The organism is Pseudomonas sp. LBUM1643 (assembly GCF_059716215.1).
Genome location: NZ_CP166813.1, coordinates 4,941,029 through 4,957,500, shown reverse-complemented (window position 1 = coordinate 4,957,500; position 16,472 = coordinate 4,941,029). Strand labels below are relative to the sequence as shown.

Here is a 16,472-nt window from a genome sequence, read left to right as displayed (position 1 = left end):
AAGGTGAGTTGAGAAGCTTGCTGGAGGTATCAGAAGTGCGAATGCTGACATGAGTAACGACAATGGGTGTGAAAAACACCCACGCCGAAAGACCAAGGTTTCCTGCGCAACGTTAATCGACGCAGGGTTAGTCGGTCCCTAAGGCGAGGCTGAAAAGCGTAGTCGATGGAAAACAGGTTAATATTCCTGTACTTCTGGTTATTGCGATGGAGGGACGGAGAAGGCTAGGCCAGCTTGGCGTTGGTTGTCCAAGTTTAAGGTGGTAGGCTGGAATCTTAGGTAAATCCGGGATTCTAAGGCCGAGAGCTGATGACGAGTGTTCTTTTAGAACACGAAGTGGTTGATGCCATGCTTCCAAGAAAAGCTTCTAAGCTTCAGGTAACCAGGAACCGTACCCCAAACCGACACAGGTGGTTGGGTAGAGAATACCAAGGCGCTTGAGAGAACTCGGGTGAAGGAACTAGGCAAAATGGCACCGTAACTTCGGGAGAAGGTGCGCCGGTGAGGGTGAAGGACTTGCTCCGTAAGCTCATGCCGGTCGAAGATACCAGGCCGCTGCGACTGTTTATTAAAAACACAGCACTCTGCAAACACGAAAGTGGACGTATAGGGTGTGACGCCTGCCCGGTGCCGGAAGGTTAATTGATGGGGTTAGCTAACGCGAAGCTCTTGATCGAAGCCCCGGTAAACGGCGGCCGTAACTATAACGGTCCTAAGGTAGCGAAATTCCTTGTCGGGTAAGTTCCGACCTGCACGAATGGCGTAACGATGGCGGCGCTGTCTCCACCCGAGACTCAGTGAAATTGAAATCGCTGTGAAGATGCAGTGTATCCGCGGCTAGACGGAAAGACCCCGTGAACCTTTACTATAGCTTTGCACTGGACTTTGAATTTGCTTGTGTAGGATAGGTGGGAGGCTTTGAAGCGTGGACGCCAGTTCGCGTGGAGCCAACCTTGAAATACCACCCTGGCAACTTTGAGGTTCTAACTCAGGTCCGTTATCCGGATCGAGGACAGTGTATGGTGGGTAGTTTGACTGGGGCGGTCTCCTCCTAAAGAGTAACGGAGGAGTACGAAGGTGCGCTCAGACCGGTCGGAAATCGGTCGTAGAGTATAAAGGCAAAAGCGCGCTTGACTGCGAGACAGACACGTCGAGCAGGTACGAAAGTAGGTCTTAGTGATCCGGTGGTTCTGTATGGAAGGGCCATCGCTCAACGGATAAAAGGTACTCCGGGGATAACAGGCTGATACCGCCCAAGAGTTCATATCGACGGCGGTGTTTGGCACCTCGATGTCGGCTCATCACATCCTGGGGCTGAAGCCGGTCCCAAGGGTATGGCTGTTCGCCATTTAAAGTGGTACGCGAGCTGGGTTTAGAACGTCGTGAGACAGTTCGGTCCCTATCTGCCGTGGACGTTTGAGATTTGAGAGGGGCTGCTCCTAGTACGAGAGGACCGGAGTGGACGAACCTCTGGTGTTCCGGTTGTCACGCCAGTGGCATTGCCGGGTAGCTATGTTCGGAATAGATAACCGCTGAAAGCATCTAAGCGGGAAACTAGCCTCAAGATGAGATCTCACTGGGACCTTGAGTCCCCTGAAGGGCCGTCGAAGACTACGACGTTGATAGGTTGGGTGTGTAAGCGCTGTGAGGCGTTGAGCTAACCAATACTAATTGCCCGTGAGGCTTGACCATATAACACCCAAGCAATTTGACTACTCCTGACTTGGAAACAAGTAGAAGCATCAGATTGCGGTGTGTGAAGACGAAACGAACCGAAAGTTCGAGACCTTGCAAACACCGAAAGCTGTCACATACCCGATTTACTGAAGCGCGGCCACCCGGCCACGACTCGGTACCCGAATTTCTTGACGACCATAGAGCGTTGGAACCACCTGATCCCATCCCGAACTCAGCAGTGAAACGATGCATCGCCGATGGTAGTGTGGGGTTTCCCCATGTGAGAGTAGGTCATCGTCAAGATTAAATTCCGAAACCCCTGTTTGCTAACGCGAACAGGGGTTTTGTTTTGTCCGCAGGAAAGTGCCAGCAACACAACCACTCGCGCCGACGACCTACATTGGAAAGTCAGTCACCTCTGTGCCTTGCTCCATGGACCATTCATGGGGAGAAAACAATGCGACATAGAGGCGCAAAATTCTGGTTATGGGTCAACAGGCGATTACCCGCTCACACTCATGATGAAGTACTCAGTGACGGAGTTCAGGTCGAGGTGCAAGCGAGGATTAGTCTTGAAGGGATCACCCAAGTATTCATTGGCGTCTACGACACCGCTGCCTGGGCGATCTGTGAAGAGCTCCATGACAAACACGCCATTGAGCAATGCTGTCTGGCGTTGAAGTGGGACGCTCAGCGAGCCAGAGATTGTGATGGACTCGCGCAAGTTCGTCCCCCCTCACAAGGTGCAGCTAACACTGGGCACTGTCATTACTGATGAATCGGTCCTGGCGCTTCGTCGGATGGAAATGAACGAGCGAGGGACATCGAAGCTCAGGTCAAACGATGCGAGGGCTGAATACCTGGCCGCCAAAGCGGCCATGCTTAATTTAATGCGTTCAACCAAAGTTGACGCCAAGGTCGGGGCCGAGCACAAGGATAGGCTTAAACAAGCCATTGATCGTCGTGCCTGTGTGCAGCGAGCGTATCTGCGCTGACACCAACTATCATTTGCTACTAGCGCCTCAGTGCTTCGATAGTTTCAATCAGTTCGTCATAGGAAACCGGCTTCCCAAGATGTTGATCAAAGCCTGATTGACGTGACTTCTGAATGTCGCTGTGTGTGCCGTAGCCAGTCAATGCAATGGCAGGCACGTCCTTGACGAGCGGCAGCTGACGCAAAGCGCTCATCAATTCGTGACCGTTCATAACCGGCATCCCCAGGTCTGAAATGATCAAGTCGAAGCGGGTACTCTTGGCCGCGTCCAGCGCCGCCACCGGACAATCGAACGCAATCACTTGCGCATCTTCCATTTCCAGGAGCATTTTCAAGGTTTCCAGCACGTCGGCAGAGTCGTCGACCAATAGAATGGTTAACCCTCTCAGCCTTCCAGAGATCTTGTCGATCTGCGCTGGCGATTCAGCGTCGTGCCCGGTTGGGATAATCCTGTTTGATCGTTGCTCCTTCATATATTTAACCCGTAATTCAATGACTACCGTCTCAAGGGAATGCCACCTCAGGCCGATAACACTGACGGTCCCAGAAATATCCTTCAACTGCCTGGAAATCTTCGATGCTGTCGTATCACCAAAAGCGTTTCCTGATCGTTGATGATTTCTCGGATTTCCGCAGCTCCGTCAGGTCAATGCTACGGGAGCTGGGCGTCAAGGATGTCGATACTGCGGACACTGGTGAGCAAGCGCTGCGCATGTGTTCGCAGAAGGCCTACGATTTTATCTTGCAGGATTTCCATCTGGGCGACGGCAAGAAGAACGGTCAACAGGTCCTCGAAGACCTCATGGTCGATAAGCTGATCAGCCACGAAAGCGTGTTCGTGATGGTCACTGCGGAAACCAGCCAGGCCATGGTGTTGAGCGCTCTGGAACACGAGCCTGACGCCTACCTGACCAAACCATTCAATCGTGCCGGACTGGCCCAGCGGCTGGAACGGCTGGTGCAGCGCAAGACCTTGCTCAAGCCGATCCTGCAAGCGCTCGATCGTGGGAAACCGATAGAAGTGCTGAACGCTTGCATCGCCTTGTGCAAGCAGGACATCCGTTACTCGCCGTTGTGCCTGCGCTATCGCGCCGACGCCCTGCGTGACCTCAATCAAAACGAAGCGCTGGAGCGTTTGTACGACGGCATCATCGCTGATCGGCCGCTGCCCTGGGCGTTTGCCGGGTTGGGCAAATTATTGTTCAAGCGCGGGCAAGTCTTACAAGCCAAGGGTGTTTATGAAAAAGCCCTGAAAGTGTTTCCGATGATGCCGGCGCTCTACGACGGCATGGCCGATGTGCTGGTTTCTGAAGGGGACACCAAAGCGGCCCAGCGGGTGCTGGAAGAGGCCGTTCGCATTTCGCCCCTGGCGGTGCGTCGCCAGGCGCAGTTGGGCAAGCTGGCGATGACCAACGAGGATTTCGACACAGCGTCCAAGGCTTATCGCCAGGCGGTGGCACAAGGTGCTCAATCGCGCTTCAAGGACGCAGAAAGCAATCTCGGCCTGGCCCACGCCTTGATCAGCAAAGGCAGTGAGAAGGGACTTGATACGCGGACCCGTCTGGAGATCAACACGACATTGAGCGCAGTCGCCAAGGAAAACCCATCTGATCCCGGTCTGCAGATCCGTGCGCGATTGATGAAAGCCACCAGCATGTTGATCAACGACGCGGAAACCGCCGAGAAGCTCACCGAACAAGCCATACAGCGGCTCGACGGCATGGAAAACTTCATGAGCGCCGAAGCCGCGCTGTTAGTGGCAAAGCAACTGCAAATGCTCGGGCAGCCCGACGCCGGCGCATCCATGTTGAAAAACTGCGCGGAAATTTACGGTGACGACCCGACGGTAATGAAGGGCATCGCCAAGTTGACCGATGACCCGAACATCCTCAATGCCGGCAACGTCGCCGCTGATCTTAATCGCATAGGCGTGCGGATCTACAAAACCGGCAATCTGGTCGAAGCGCGTACGGTGTTCCGCAAGGCACTGGCGCTGCAGCCGAAGAACATCAGCATCGCGCTGAACATGGCACAGTCATTGCTGCATGGCACCGATACCAGCGTGCCATCCGCCGAACTGGACGAGTGCCAGACCTGCTTGAAGATGGTTGGCTTGATGCCTGACACGGACGCGCGTTCTGCGCGTTATCAGAAACTGAAATCAAAGGCGTTCGGCGGATGAACCAAGACGACCCGGCACTGGACTTCTCTACGGTAATTGCTTCTACCGTGCACGACATGAAGAACTCTCTGGCCATGGTGATGCAGGCCCACAACCAATGGTTGGCCCGTTTGCCCGACTCTGTTCGGCAGACGCCGGAGCAGGGTGTAATCGAGTTCGAGTTTGCGCACCTCAACGCAATGCTGGTGCAGTTGTTGGGCCTTTACAAACTCGGTGTCAACCAGATGCCGTTGCAGCCGGCTTACCATGAACTGGACGATTTCATTGAGGCGCAACTGGCGTGTCACCAGGATGTATTCGTCAGTCGCTCGATCATGGCGACCTATGAAGTAGACCCGTTGAGCCCGCTGGGTTTCTTTGACCGAGAGCTGATCGCCACAGTGCTTGGCAACTGCATCAACAATGCGATCCGTTACGCCCGGCATGCGGTGTTGATCAGCGCCAGTGATGTCGCCGGGCAGCTAGTCATCACCGTCAACGACGATGGCGAAGGTTATTCCGCTGAAATGATCGAGCGTCAGGCGGATTACGTACAGGGCATCAACCACACCACGGGCAGTACGGGGTTGGGCTTGTACTTCGCTGGGCGAATTGCCGCGCTGCATCAGCGCAATGGTGTGGGTGGCCGTACCGAAATCAGCAATGGCGGACCACTGGGCGGCGCGGTGTTCAGTCTTTATCTCCCATGAGAAGTACGGCCCGGCAGGCACAGGCGTAGGTGAAGCCTACATTTTTTTGAGCGCTGCTTGATATTCCGAACACGCGGAGCCTATTTTGTACGGGTCGCCGTTCGCGGCTCGCACAATAACAAGGATAGCGTCATGACAACCCAGGGCCAGGGCTCACTCGCACAGCGATTGACGGGCATTGATGAGATTGAGTGTGTCACGCCGGACTTGAATGGCGTACCCCGTGGCAAGGTGATGACCGCCGAGGGTTTTCTCGAAGGCCGCCGTTTGCAGCTGGCGCGCGGCGTGCTGCTGCAGTGCATCATGGGCGGATACCCGCCGGCACGCTTTTATGGCAGTGATGATGGCGATCTCGCACTGGTGCCTGATTCTTCGCAGGTCTATCGCTTACCGTGGAGCAATCAAACACGAGCCTTCGCCATTTGCGATGCGGACGAACTCACCGGCGAAAGCTCGAATCTATCGACCCGGGGCCAGCTTAAAGCGGTTATTGCCCGCTACACCGCCCTCGGTCTGGCGCCCGTCGTGGCGACCGAGCTGGAATTTTTCATATTTGCGCCTAACACTGACCCCACTCAACCCTTCCAGCCACCCATTGGCCTGGACGGTCGTCGTGAAGACGGGCAGTCGGCGTTCAGTGTCAGTTCCAATAACGGATTGCGGCCCTTCTTCAATGAAGTCTACGAATGCATGGCAGCGCTTGGCTTGCCGCGCGATACGTTCATGCACGAAATGGGCGTCAGCCAGTTCGAGATCAATCTGCTGCATGGCGATCCGCTGTTGCTGGCCGACCAGACGTTCCTGTTCAAGCATCTTCTTAAAGAAGTAGCCCTCAAACATGGCCTGACCGCAGTCTGCATGGCCAAGCCGTTGGCGCACACGCCGGGTAGTTCGATGCATATTCACCAGAGCATCGTCGAGATAGGCACGGGAACTAACGTGTTTAGTGACGAGGCTGGTGAACCTACCCCGATCTTTCGTCATTTCATTGCCGGTCAGCAGGCCGGCATGGCCGATTTCACCGCGCTGTTCGCGCCAAATGTGAACTCCTACCAGCGCTTGTGCCATCCCTTCGCATCGCCGAACAATGCTTGCTGGTCCCACGACAACCGAGCCGCCGGGTTGCGCATCCCGGCCAGTTCGCCGGTCGCTCGTCGGGTTGAAAACCGCTTGCCAGGGGCTGACGCCAATCCCTATCTGGCGATTGCGGCCAGCCTGGCAGCCGGGTTATATGGCATTGAAAACACGTTGGAGCCCAGTGAGCCAATACAGGGTGAATTCGAGGTACCGGACAATCTTTCATTGCCGTGTACCTTGCATGCTGCACTTGAGCGTCTGAAACGTAGCCAATTGGCGAAGGAACTGTTTGGCAAGGAGTTCATCGAAGGCTACATCGCTTCGAAGTCCATGGAGTTGACCAGCTTCTATGATGAAATTACTCCCTGGGAGCGACGTGTACTGGCAGCCCAGGCCTGACGAATCATCGTCATCGGGCTATCTTTTCGGATAGCCCGACACTTACTGCAAGGAGCCGCTCGGAACGCCGATGCGCCAAATCTGGAAATCCTTTCGAGCGTTGTATTTCGCTTCGCTGATGATGTTGATCGGCTCGGGCTTGTTGAGTACCTACCTGGCCTTGCGCCTGGCAGCCGACAACGTCGACAGTTTGTGGGTCGGTGCCTTGATGGCGGCCAACTACTTCGGCCTGGTGCTGGGTGGGAAGATCGGTCACCGATTGATTGCCCGTGTCGGGCATATTCGGGCTTACGCAGCGTGTGCCGGTATCGTCGGCGCGGCCGTGTTGGGACACGGATTGATCGACTGGCTGCCCGCGTGGCTGTTCCTGCGGGTCATCGTCGGTCTGGGCATGATGTGCCAGTACATGGTCATCGAAAGCTGGCTTAACGAACAGGCCGAAGCCAAGCAACGCGGCCTGGTGTTCAGCGGCTACATGATCGCCTCGTACCTTGGCCTGGTATTGGGTCAGTTGATTCTGGTCATGCACCCGGCGCTCGGCCTCGAGCTGCTGATGCTGGTCGCCTTGTGTTTTGCGCTGTGCCTGGTGCCGGTGGCCTTGACCCGACGGATTCACCCTGCACCTTTGCACCCTGCGCCGATGGAGCCACGGTTCTTTATCAAGCGCGTACCGCAGTCGTTAAGTACGGTGCTGGGGGCGGGTCTGATTGTGGGTTCGTTCTATGGTTTGGCGCCGTTGTATGCCTCCCAGCAAGGACTGTCTACCGAGCAAGTGGGCTTGTTCATGGGTAGCTGCATTTTTGCTGGCCTGCTGGTGCAGTGGCCGTTGGGGTGGTTGTCCGACCGTTATGATCGGGCACTGTTGATCCGTTGCTTCGCGTTCAGCCTGGCGGTGGCTGCATTGCCGCTGGCGATCATGAAGCAGGTGCCACTGGAAGTGCTGTTTATCGCCGGTTTCTTCTGCTCCCTGGTGCAATTTTGCCTGTATCCCTTGGCAGTGGCTTTTTCCAATGACCACGTCGAAGGCGATCGCCGGGTGTCTCTGACGGCGATGCTACTGGTGACCTACGGCGTGGGTGCCAGTATCGGGCCGTTGGTTGCCGGGGTCCTGATGAAGCTGTTTGGCAGTCAGATGCTCTACGCGTTCTTCAGCTTCTTCGCGTTGGTACTGGTCTGGCGGATTCGTCCGAAAGCCGTCACCAACCTGCATCAGGTGGACGATGCCCCGCTGCATCACGTGGCCATGCCGGACAGCATGTCGAGTTCGCCATTGGTAGCGGCCCTTGACCCTCGAGTTGATGAGCAGGTGGTGCAAGATCAGATGCAGAACCCGATCCCGCCAGAGCCGGAACCGGAACCAGAACCGGAACCCGAGTCGCCAGAAAAACCTGAGACCGACCCATCGCCGTCAGACCCTGACGAAGGCCGCGAGCAGAGCTTCACCGAAGCCAGGCCCTGAGATCCACGCACAAAAAAACGGGCAGTCCCCAAAAGGACTGCCCGTTTTCTATTGAAGCGTTAACTCAGAGATCGTCTTTGTCGAAACGCCGTGCTTCGCGCTGAAGCTGATAGACGAATCTCTCAACCTGACGCTGCACCAGCCCGCTCATGTTATGAAAGCGAACACCGGCGAAGGTGGTGGAAATCTTTTCTTCGAAATGCAGGTAACGCAGTTCGACGGGTGCCGTCATTTTGCCGAAGGGCAGGGCGGCAGCAAAGCGGTCGTAGACTTGCCCCAGTTGCAGGCTCGAGCTGATATCGCCGTCGAAGCGCAATTTGCAGCCAGTGGCAGAGATGTCCAGCAGCTTTCCGCTGATCGGTGCCTTGAGCTTTTCACCGTCCAGATCGACGTTAACCAGCTGTGCCAGTTTAAGAGCAGCGCGGAATGCGTTACGGCGCTGGTGATAAACCACTTCGTCGGGCATCGGACCGTGATAGCAGCGAGTGCCACCCGTTTCGTCGATGGTCAGCGCGCCATTACTTTCCCAGGCGATGCGAACACCGTCGTGGAAGCCTTCGACCTTGAACGGTTCGCCGGCGAGCAGGAAGCGTTCACCGTCCCGTGGAATCATTTCGTCAAGCGAGATCGTGCCGCTGTCACGGTCAATACCCACCAGATAGCTTTGAAAGCGCTGGCTGCGCTCATGGAACGTAATGATCAGAGGGTCGTGGCTGTCTTGCAGCTGACGTAGGGTGCCGGAGATCTCAAGGGGCGTTGCGAGCACCTTGGGTGGCTGCGGAGCATCTTCCGCGCTTGAGGCATTGAACACGGTTCATCAATCTCCAGACAAAATTTGACTGCGGCTAGCCAGCATTTTGCCAGCATGTTTCTCGTCTTGATAGTGCGGGCTCATCGGCGGGTTCAAGCCTGACTGAGAGGCCCCCGCTTCGCGAGTACAGAGGTCGATCCGCGGGCGTCATAAAGCGCTGGTGTGTCGCCGCCGTGGAGGATTTTCAGCTGGGTAGCCGTGGCAGCCTGTTGCATCATGATGGACTGGCCATTGCTGACGTTGGTGCCCTGGCACTGGGCCAGTAAGTCGGTGAGAACATCACTCTGAGCCAGCAACTGTTCGCCAATGCTCGATTGGGCGGCCAATTGCTCCAGACCCTGGCGATTGATCGGCAGGTTGAGGCTGGCAAGGATCGCACTGCGCTTGCGGCCATGCTGTTCAAGCAAAATGATCAATGCCTGCTTCTGCGCCAGAATGTCTTCGAGCAGTCGCATGTCGCGACCATGCAACGCGATGGCCTCGGTTTGCAATAACTCGAGCAATTGTTGCGCTGGAGCAAAGTCGTCGGTGATCAGTTGCAGTAAATTAGTATCGTGCATGGCTGGCCTTGGGTTTTAAGCGTCCAAAAGCCTCGCGCAGACCGGAGCCTAACGCTGGGCTTCGAAGTTGAGCAGTTTGCTGGCTACACGGTTGCTGTCGACTTTATAGCTGCCATCGGCAATCGCTGCTTTCAACTCTGCCACGCGGGCATTATCGACAGCGGGCTGATCGCGCAGCTTGTCAGTGACCTTTTGCAACTGCTGAGCCTCATTGCTGAGGTGTACCGATTCCCCGCTTTTGACGGTAGTGGCCTCTGCGGCCGGGGTATTCAGCGGCGCGGACTTGGCGGCTTCGGCCGTGTCCTTGCTGGCGCTGGTACGTGTACTGCCCGTAAGTGACGAGGAGCTGTTTAGACGGCTGAAATCGATGACCATGATCAAAAAACCTCTGGGTATTTGGACGCTTGCCATGTTTTCGGCCAAACCCTGGAAAACTTTAGACTCATTTATCAATGAGCTTGCGCGCGTCAGCACTTGCCCTGGATGAGTCACAGTTTAGGGAACAGTCGAGCGGCGCGCCATCTCTACGCCAATACCCGTCGTACTACATGGCGACTTCCACCTGGCCAGGCGCGATAACTTGCGCCTTGATGACCCGCTGGGAGTTCAGGTTTTTTACGCGTATCTGCTCTCGCAAGCCACCATTGGACAACGCTTCACCTGGCATGCGCACGCTGAGCGTGCCGCTGCGGGCGGTAATCACCACCTGGTCGCCCTTGGTGATGACTTCCGCCTGCTCGATGTTCACCAGAGTGATCAACTGATCGGCGACCATTGGTCGGGTCAGTTTTTGCCCGATCGCCTGATCCAGCGAAGTCAGGTAGCCCTGGCTGATAAGGCTGATATCACGCTCGCGCAGGATCACATCGTCGGGTTCGACAACACCGAGGCGTCGCAGCGGTCGGGTGGTGGTGACGACGTCGCGGAACAGCCGGACTTGAGCGGGTACGAACACGGTCCAGGGGGCGGCGCCCTCGCAGCGAACCTTGACCGTAACGCGCCCCAATGGCTTGGCCGGACTCTCCAGGCTCGCTGTCAATTCCTTGTCGCACATTGGCATGCGCAGACGTGGGTCGAGCTGGCTGACCTGGATCTCATAACGACCTTCAGTTTGACTGGTCGCCAAATAGTCTTCTACGGTGAATTCAAGAAAGCCCTGGGTGACGCCGATAAGCATGTCAGGCAAGGTAACCGCATCAGCAAGGGCAGGGCTGCCAGCGTTGAACAGGCAAACGGCCGACATCGCGCAAAGCAATTTGCGAAAGTTTGAGGTCAGGCGTCGGAAAAATGTCGGTTCTGTGTTCATACGAGTTAAAAAGCAAGCGCCGTGCCGTTTAGCAATGAATGTGCGTCGCAACACACTGAAGCGTTGGTAGTAGGAGTCTGGGCATGGCTGGTGTAATGGATTCAGTAAACCAGCGCACGCAACTGGTAGGGCAGAATCGCCTGGAGCTGTTGTTGTTCCGTCTTGACGGCCCGCAGCTCTATGGGATTAACGTATTCAAGGTTCGCGAGGTGCTGCAATGCCCTAAGCTGACCCTGATGCCCAAGTCCAATCCTGTCGTGTGCGGTGTGGCGAGTATTCGGGGGGCGACCATTCCGATTCTGGATCTGGCAATGGCGACCGGTTCAGGTCGTTTGCTGGATCAGAGCAATCCGTTCGTGATCATCACGGAGTACAACACCAAGACCCAGGGTTTCCTGGTGCGCTCGGTGGAACGCATCGTCAACATGAACTGGGAGGAGATCCATCCGCCGCCCAAGGGCACTGGACGTGATCACTACCTCACGGCAGTGACCCGCGTTGACAATCAGTTAGTTGAAATCATCGACGTCGAGAAAGTGCTGGCGGAAGTGGCGCCGACACCGGAAGCGATTTCCGTGGGCGTCGTGGATGTCGAAACCCAGCACAAGGCGCTGTCTTTGCGTGTGTTGACGGTCGATGACTCGTCGGTGGCACGCAAGCAGGTCTCGCGTTGTCTACAAACGGTCGGCGTCGAAGTGGTGGCGCTGAACGACGGCCGGCAAGCGCTGGACTACCTGCGCAAGTTGGTCGATGAAGGTAAAAAGCCGGAAGAAGAGTTCCTGATGATGATTTCCGACATCGAGATGCCGGAAATGGACGGGTACACCCTCACCGCCGAGATCCGCAGTGACCCTCGCATGCAAAAGCTTCATATCATCCTGCATACTTCGTTGTCGGGGGTGTTCAATCAGGCGATGGTCAAGAAAGTCGGTGCCGATGACTTCCTTGCCAAATTCCGCCCTGATGACCTGGCATCCCGGGTAGTCGACCGGATCAAAGCAGCAGATATCAGCTAGGGGCCTTTTGTCCCTGGCGGTCAACACGAGTTAAGAGGCGGCATCATTGTCTACGGGTAATTTGGATTTCGAACAGTTCCGGGTATTCCTGGAAAAAGCCTGTGGCATTTTGCTCGGTGAAAACAAGCAGTACCTGGTATCGAGCCGTCTCAACAAACTGATGGAGCAGCAAGGCATCAAGTCCCTGGGTGAGCTGGTCCAGCGCATCCAGACCCAGCCGCGCAGTGGTTTGCGCGAGATGGTGGTGGATGCCATGACGACCAACGAAACCCTGTGGTTTCGTGACACCTATCCGTTTGAAGTCTTGAAGAACAAGGTACTGCCTGAAGCGATCAAGGCGGCGCCCGGCCAGCGTCTGCGGATCTGGTCGGCCGCGTGCTCGTCGGGTCAGGAACCCTATTCGCTGTCGATGTCGATCGACGAATTCGAGCGGGTCAATCTGGGGCAACTGAAGATGGGTGTGCAGATCGTTGCCACTGATCTTTCCGGCACCATGCTGACCAACTGCAAGACTGGCGAGTACGACAGCCTGGCAATCGGTCGTGGTCTTTCGCCCGAGCGCCTGCAGCGTTATTTCGATCCCAAGGGACCGGGACGCTGGGCCATCAAGGCGCCGATCAAGAGTCGGGTGGAGTTTCGCTCGTTCAATCTGCTGGACAGTTACGCGGCGCTTGGCAAGTTCGACATCGTGTTCTGCCGTAACGTGTTGATCTACTTCTCCGCCGAGGTGAAGAAAGACATCTTGTTGCGTATCCATAGCACGTTGAAACCGGGAGGCTATCTGTTCCTCGGCGCTTCCGAAGCGCTGAATGGTTTGCCGGATCATTACCAGATGGTCCAGTGCAGCCCGGGGATCATTTACCAGGCGAAATGATTCGGGGTTAATTAAAAAAAACGGAAGTCCTCAGGGACTTCCGTTTTTTTATGCCTGATGATTTTTCAAATCCACCTCCCACCGGGTCCGCTGTTGTCATTGCGAATGCATCTAAGCGGCAGAAAAGCGGCAGGCGGCGGAAGTCGATTGCCGCTTTTCTGTCATTGCCACCCTTGCCACTGCCCGAAAACCCACTGTTTGCGGGGTTTTTCCAATTGGCACGCGGCTTGCTAAGTTCACCGTACGAAAAATCAGGTCACCCGAAGGTTTCCCGACATGAGCATCAGCTTCGATAAAGCGCTCGGTATTCACCAACAGGCTCTCAACTTCCGCGCACAGCGTGCCGAAGTCCTGGCGAACAACATCGCCAACGCAGACACCCCGAACTACAAGGCTCGGGATCTGGACTTCTCGAAGGTGCTCGCCGAACAGAGCGAGAAAACCAAGAGCGGCGGTTTCGCGCTGAACATGACCAACAGCCGTCATATCGAGGCCCAAGGCTTGGACAGCGGTGACGAGTCACTGCTGTATCGCACGCCGATGCAACCGTCGATTGATCAGAACACCGTGGACGCCCAGCTGGAACAGTCGAACTACGCGGAAAACTCCGTCAACTTCCAGGCCAGCTTCACCTTGCTCAACAGTAAATTCAAAGGGCTGATTTCAGCCCTGCGCGGAGAATAATTCATGTCCCTGTCCAGTGTTTTCAACATTGCCGGTAGCGGCATGAGTGCCCAGACCACTCGCCTGAACACCGTCGCCAGTAACATCGCCAACGCCGAGACCGTCTCGTCGAGCATCGATCAAACCTACCGCGCGCGTCATCCGGTGTTTGCCACCATGTTCCAGGGTGGTCAGAGCGGCGGCAGCGATTCGCTGTTCCAGAATCAGGACGCGGCGGGTCAGGGTGTGCAAGTGCTGGGTGTGGTCGAAGACCAGAGCAACCTGGAGGCTCGCTACGAGCCGAACCATCCGGCTGCTGATGCCAAGGGCTATGTCTACTATCCGAACGTCAACGTCGTGGAGGAAATGGCCGACATGATTTCCGCGAGCCGGTCCTTTCAGACCAACGCCGAAATGATGAACACGGCCAAAACCATGATGCAGAAGGTCCTGACTCTCGGTCAGTGATAAGGGGCGACTCAGATGAGTGTTACCGATACGACAAGCGGCTTGAGCCTCAACGACATCCTGGCCAACTCCTCGATCAAGAACACCTCCACCACCAGTGATGGCCTGGCGTCGGCAACCAATAGCGCTGCCGGCAAAAAAGCCCTGGGCAAAGACGCGTTCCTGCAGTTGCTGGTGACCCAGCTGAAAAACCAGAACCCGCTCGAACCGCAGGACAACGGCGAGTTCGTCGCCCAGTTGGCGCAGTTCAGCAGCCTGGAAGGCATCACCACACTCAACGATACGGTGAGTGGCATTGCCGGCAACTACAACTCGTCGCAGGCCTTGCAGGCCTCGTCGCTGGTGGGGCGTTCCGTAATCGCGCCTAGCGATAAAGCGGTTGTCGATACCTCCAAGAGCATGACCGGCACCGTGGCCATTCCAGGCTCGGTCCCTGCGGTCGCGCTGAAGATTTCCGACAAGGACGGCAAGGTCGTCCGCACCATCGACATGGGCAGCCAGACTGCCGGCAATGCCAGCTTTATCTGGGACGGAAAAGACAGCGCGGGTAATACGGTCGAGTCGGGTACTTACACCTTCGCGGCGACGGCCACCATCGACAGCCAGGCTGTATCGCTGGTCACTAACCTGCCAGCGACGGTCAACAGCGTGACCATCAGCCAGACGGGCGGTGAGTTGATGCTCAACCTCGCCGGGCTGGGCAGCATCGCCCTGTCCAAAGTACAAACCATTGGTATGTAAAGCCGACTAACCCGGCATAAAGGAGTGAAACATGTCTTTCAATATCGGCCTTAGCGGTCTCTTTGCAGCCAACAAACAACTGGACGTGACTGGCAACAACATCGCCAACGTCGCAACCACCGGTTTCAAATCGTCCCGTGCAGAATTCGAAGACGTCTACTCGGCGTCCAAACTGGGTACCGGAAGCAAGGTCGTCGGCAGCGGTGTGCGCCTGGCCAACGTTTCCCAGCAGTTCACCCAGGGCGATATCAGCAACACCGGTAACGTACTGGACATGGGCATCAACGGTTCCGGTTTCTTCGTGCTGAATAACAGCGGTTCGCTGTCCTACACCCGCGCCGGTACGTTCAAGGTCGACAAAGACGGGTATGTCACCAACACCGACGGCACTTCGCGCCTGCAAGGCTACGGTGTGGATGCCAACGGCAAAATCCAGAACGGTATGTTGACCGACCTGCGCATCGACACGTCAAACCTGGCTCCGAAGTCGAGCAGTGCGGTGTCGTCGACGATTAACCTGAACTCCACGGACAAGGTCATCGACCAGACCGTGGCCACCAACAAATTCGATCCAACCAAGTCCGAGACCTATAGCAAGCAATTCAACACGCCGATTTACGACAGCCAGGGCAACCAGCACGAGATGAATCAGTACATGGTGAAAACCAGTGCTAACACGTGGGATACCTACACGCTGATCGATGGACGCAATATGGACGGCAGCCTGCCGACCAACCTGGTTCCTTCGACCATGACATTTGACTCGGCTGGCAAATTAACTCAAATCAGCACGCCAGTGACTCCGCCGACGACTCCGCCGACTTCGACCATCAGCAATGAGCTGAAGGTGACCAACTGGGTTCCAGGTACCGTGACCGACGGCGTGTGGAAGGCCAACGGCGCCAGCTCCAACCCGGATGGTGTGACCATCGCCATGGGCAACACCACGCAATACAACGCCGACACCGCACGTTCGATTCCGGTACAGAACGGCTACGCCACTGGCCAGATCACTAACCTGACCATTGATGGCAGCGGTGTACTGCTGGCGAATTTCAGTAACTACCAAACCAAGCCGATCGGCCAGATATCGTTGGCCAGCTTTACCAACGAGCAGGGCTTGCAAGCGGTGGGTGGCACTGCCTGGAAAGAAACCTATTCATCGGGTATTCCGGGCTACGACTCGCCGGAAACCGGCAGCCTGGGCACAATCCGCTCCAACTCCCTGGAAGAGTCCAACGTCAACGTGACCAATGAACTGGTCGACCTGATCAAGGCGCAGAGTAACTATCAGGCGAACGCGAAGACCATCTCCACCCAGAGCACCCTCATGCAAACCATCATTCAGATGACCTGATGCTGATTGGGTTGTAGCGCTAAACAAAAAACCCCTCGGAAGAGGGGTTTTTTATGCCTGTACGTATATCAAGATCAAAAGATCGCAGCCTCGTTTCACTCGACAGCTCCTACAACGGCAGGATTCCAAGTAGGAGCTGTGTAGGAGCTGTCGAGTGAAACGAGGCTGCGATCTTTTAATGTTCAGCGGACTAAAAAGA

14 protein-coding genes, 2 rRNA genes and 2 pseudogenes (1 of these 18 cut by a window edge) are annotated in these 16,472 nt (G+C 56.1%); 13 read left to right on the top strand and 5 right to left on the bottom strand.

The window, feature by feature from the left end; translation table 11 throughout:
- The 3 genes and pseudogenes from ACA063_RS22290 to ACA063_RS22280 all read left to right on the top strand — a co-directional run.
- A 23S ribosomal RNA gene (locus ACA063_RS22290) occupies positions 1 to 1,692 on the top strand (it extends 1,200 nt beyond the left edge of the window).
- 172 nt (positions 1,693 to 1,864) lie between these two features.
- A 5S ribosomal RNA gene (rrf, locus tag ACA063_RS22285) occupies positions 1,865 to 1,980 on the top strand.
- A 154-nt stretch (positions 1,981 to 2,134) separates the two neighbouring features.
- Positions 2,135 to 2,672, top strand: a pseudogene (locus ACA063_RS22280) (hypothetical protein).
- Between the two features lie 19 nt (positions 2,673 to 2,691).
- On the opposite strand, the pseudogene ACA063_RS22275 reads toward ACA063_RS22280, so the two are convergent.
- Positions 2,692 to 3,072 (bottom strand): annotated as a pseudogene (locus tag ACA063_RS22275) (response regulator); the annotation flags it as partial.
- Positions 3,073 to 3,248: 176 nt separating this feature from the next.
- On the opposite strand from ACA063_RS22275, the gene ACA063_RS22270 reads away from it, so the two are divergent.
- From ACA063_RS22270 to ACA063_RS22255, 4 genes are all read left to right on the top strand, one after another.
- The gene (locus ACA063_RS22270; protein ID WP_497663400.1) at positions 3,249 to 4,853 is read left to right on the top strand and encodes a response regulator; all 1,605 of its coding nucleotides are present in this window, start codon (positions 3,249 to 3,251) and stop codon (positions 4,851 to 4,853) included.
- A complete protein-coding gene (locus ACA063_RS22265) occupies positions 4,850 to 5,542 on the top strand; it encodes a sensor histidine kinase (protein WP_497663399.1) in 693 nt (230 codons plus the stop codon). Before ACA063_RS22270 ends, ACA063_RS22265 begins: the two co-directional genes overlap by 4 nt.
- A gap of 234 nt (positions 5,543 to 5,776) precedes the next feature.
- Positions 5,777 to 7,018 (top strand): glutamine synthetase family protein, encoded by a 1,242-nt coding sequence (locus tag ACA063_RS22260; RefSeq protein WP_497666567.1) that lies wholly within the window; start codon positions 5,777 to 5,779, stop codon positions 7,016 to 7,018.
- A gap of 70 nt (positions 7,019 to 7,088) precedes the next feature.
- Positions 7,089 to 8,477 (top strand): MFS transporter, encoded by a 1,389-nt coding sequence (locus ACA063_RS22255; protein ID WP_497663398.1) that lies wholly within the window; start codon positions 7,089 to 7,091, stop codon positions 8,475 to 8,477.
- 64 nt (positions 8,478 to 8,541) lie between these two features.
- On the opposite strand, the gene ACA063_RS22250 is transcribed toward ACA063_RS22255, so the two are convergent.
- From ACA063_RS22250 to flgA, 4 genes are all read right to left on the bottom strand, one after another.
- Positions 8,542 to 9,288: a flagellar brake protein gene (locus tag ACA063_RS22250; protein WP_497663397.1), complete on the bottom strand. Its 747-nt coding sequence runs from the start codon at positions 9,286 to 9,288 to the stop codon at positions 8,542 to 8,544.
- Between the two features lie 92 nt (positions 9,289 to 9,380).
- Positions 9,381 to 9,848, bottom strand: coding sequence for a flagella synthesis protein FlgN (locus ACA063_RS22245; RefSeq protein ID WP_497663396.1), 468 nt, complete (start codon positions 9,846 to 9,848; stop codon positions 9,381 to 9,383).
- Positions 9,849 to 9,896: 48 nt separating this feature from the next.
- Positions 9,897 to 10,223 carry a flagellar biosynthesis anti-sigma factor FlgM gene (flgM, locus tag ACA063_RS22240; protein WP_162437930.1) on the bottom strand — a complete coding sequence of 109 codons (327 nt, stop codon included), beginning with the start codon at positions 10,221 to 10,223 and terminating at the stop codon, positions 9,897 to 9,899.
- A gap of 169 nt (positions 10,224 to 10,392) precedes the next feature.
- Positions 10,393 to 11,154, bottom strand: coding sequence for a flagellar basal body P-ring formation chaperone FlgA (gene flgA / locus ACA063_RS22235; protein ID WP_497663395.1), 762 nt, complete (start codon positions 11,152 to 11,154; stop codon positions 10,393 to 10,395).
- A gap of 83 nt (positions 11,155 to 11,237) precedes the next feature.
- Here flgA and ACA063_RS22230 point away from each other — a divergent pair, with 83 nt between their 5' ends.
- The 6 genes from ACA063_RS22230 (at position 11,238) to flgE (ending at position 16,273) form a co-directional block, all read left to right on the top strand.
- The gene (locus ACA063_RS22230) at positions 11,238 to 12,170 is read left to right on the top strand and encodes a chemotaxis protein CheV (protein ID WP_497663394.1); all 933 of its coding nucleotides are present in this window, start codon (positions 11,238 to 11,240) and stop codon (positions 12,168 to 12,170) included.
- Positions 12,171 to 12,216: 46 nt separating this feature from the next.
- Positions 12,217 to 13,044: a protein-glutamate O-methyltransferase CheR gene (cheR, locus tag ACA063_RS22225; RefSeq protein WP_045061805.1), complete on the top strand. Its 828-nt coding sequence runs from the start codon at positions 12,217 to 12,219 to the stop codon at positions 13,042 to 13,044.
- Between the two features lie 276 nt (positions 13,045 to 13,320).
- Entirely contained in the window at positions 13,321 to 13,728 is a 408-nt protein-coding gene (gene flgB / locus ACA063_RS22220) for a flagellar basal body rod protein FlgB (protein WP_497663393.1), read from the top strand.
- A gap of 3 nt (positions 13,729 to 13,731) precedes the next feature.
- Positions 13,732 to 14,175 (top strand): flagellar basal body rod protein FlgC, encoded by a 444-nt coding sequence (gene flgC, locus ACA063_RS22215; protein ID WP_007937507.1) that lies wholly within the window; start codon positions 13,732 to 13,734, stop codon positions 14,173 to 14,175.
- 15 nt (positions 14,176 to 14,190) lie between these two features.
- Positions 14,191 to 14,916: a flagellar hook assembly protein FlgD gene (gene flgD, locus ACA063_RS22210; RefSeq protein ID WP_162437934.1), complete on the top strand. Its 726-nt coding sequence runs from the start codon at positions 14,191 to 14,193 to the stop codon at positions 14,914 to 14,916.
- A 31-nt stretch (positions 14,917 to 14,947) separates the two neighbouring features.
- Entirely contained in the window at positions 14,948 to 16,273 is a 1,326-nt protein-coding gene (gene flgE / locus ACA063_RS22205) for a flagellar hook protein FlgE (RefSeq protein ID WP_497663392.1), read from the top strand.
- Positions 16,274 to 16,472 lie beyond the last annotated feature (199 nt).

Bases quoted from the DNA above. Each gene is read 5' to 3' on its own strand.
- ACA063_RS22255 (WP_497663398.1), top strand. From the start codon at position 7,089: ATGCGCCAAATCTGGAAATCCTTTCGAGCGTTGTATTTCGCTTCGCTG.
- flgD (WP_162437934.1), top strand. From the start codon at position 14,191: ATGAGTGTTACCGATACGACAAGCGGCTTGAGCCTCAACGACATCCTG.
- ACA063_RS22265 (WP_497663399.1), top strand. From the start codon at position 4,850: ATGAACCAAGACGACCCGGCACTGGACTTCTCTACGGTAATTGCTTCT.
- flgB (WP_497663393.1), top strand. From the start codon at position 13,321: ATGAGCATCAGCTTCGATAAAGCGCTCGGTATTCACCAACAGGCTCTC.
- ACA063_RS22270 (WP_497663400.1), top strand. From the start codon at position 3,249: ATGCTGTCGTATCACCAAAAGCGTTTCCTGATCGTTGATGATTTCTCG.
- flgE (WP_497663392.1), top strand. From the start codon at position 14,948: ATGTCTTTCAATATCGGCCTTAGCGGTCTCTTTGCAGCCAACAAACAA.
- flgC (WP_007937507.1), top strand. From the start codon at position 13,732: ATGTCCCTGTCCAGTGTTTTCAACATTGCCGGTAGCGGCATGAGTGCC.
- flgA (WP_497663395.1), bottom strand. From the start codon at position 11,154: ATGAACACAGAACCGACATTTTTCCGACGCCTGACCTCAAACTTTCGC.
- ACA063_RS22260 (WP_497666567.1), top strand. From the start codon at position 5,777: ATGACCGCCGAGGGTTTTCTCGAAGGCCGCCGTTTGCAGCTGGCGCGC.
- ACA063_RS22230 (WP_497663394.1), top strand. From the start codon at position 11,238: ATGGCTGGTGTAATGGATTCAGTAAACCAGCGCACGCAACTGGTAGGG.
- flgM (WP_162437930.1), bottom strand. From the start codon at position 10,223: ATGGTCATCGATTTCAGCCGTCTAAACAGCTCCTCGTCACTTACGGGC.
- ACA063_RS22245 (WP_497663396.1), bottom strand. From the start codon at position 9,848: ATGCACGATACTAATTTACTGCAACTGATCACCGACGACTTTGCTCCA.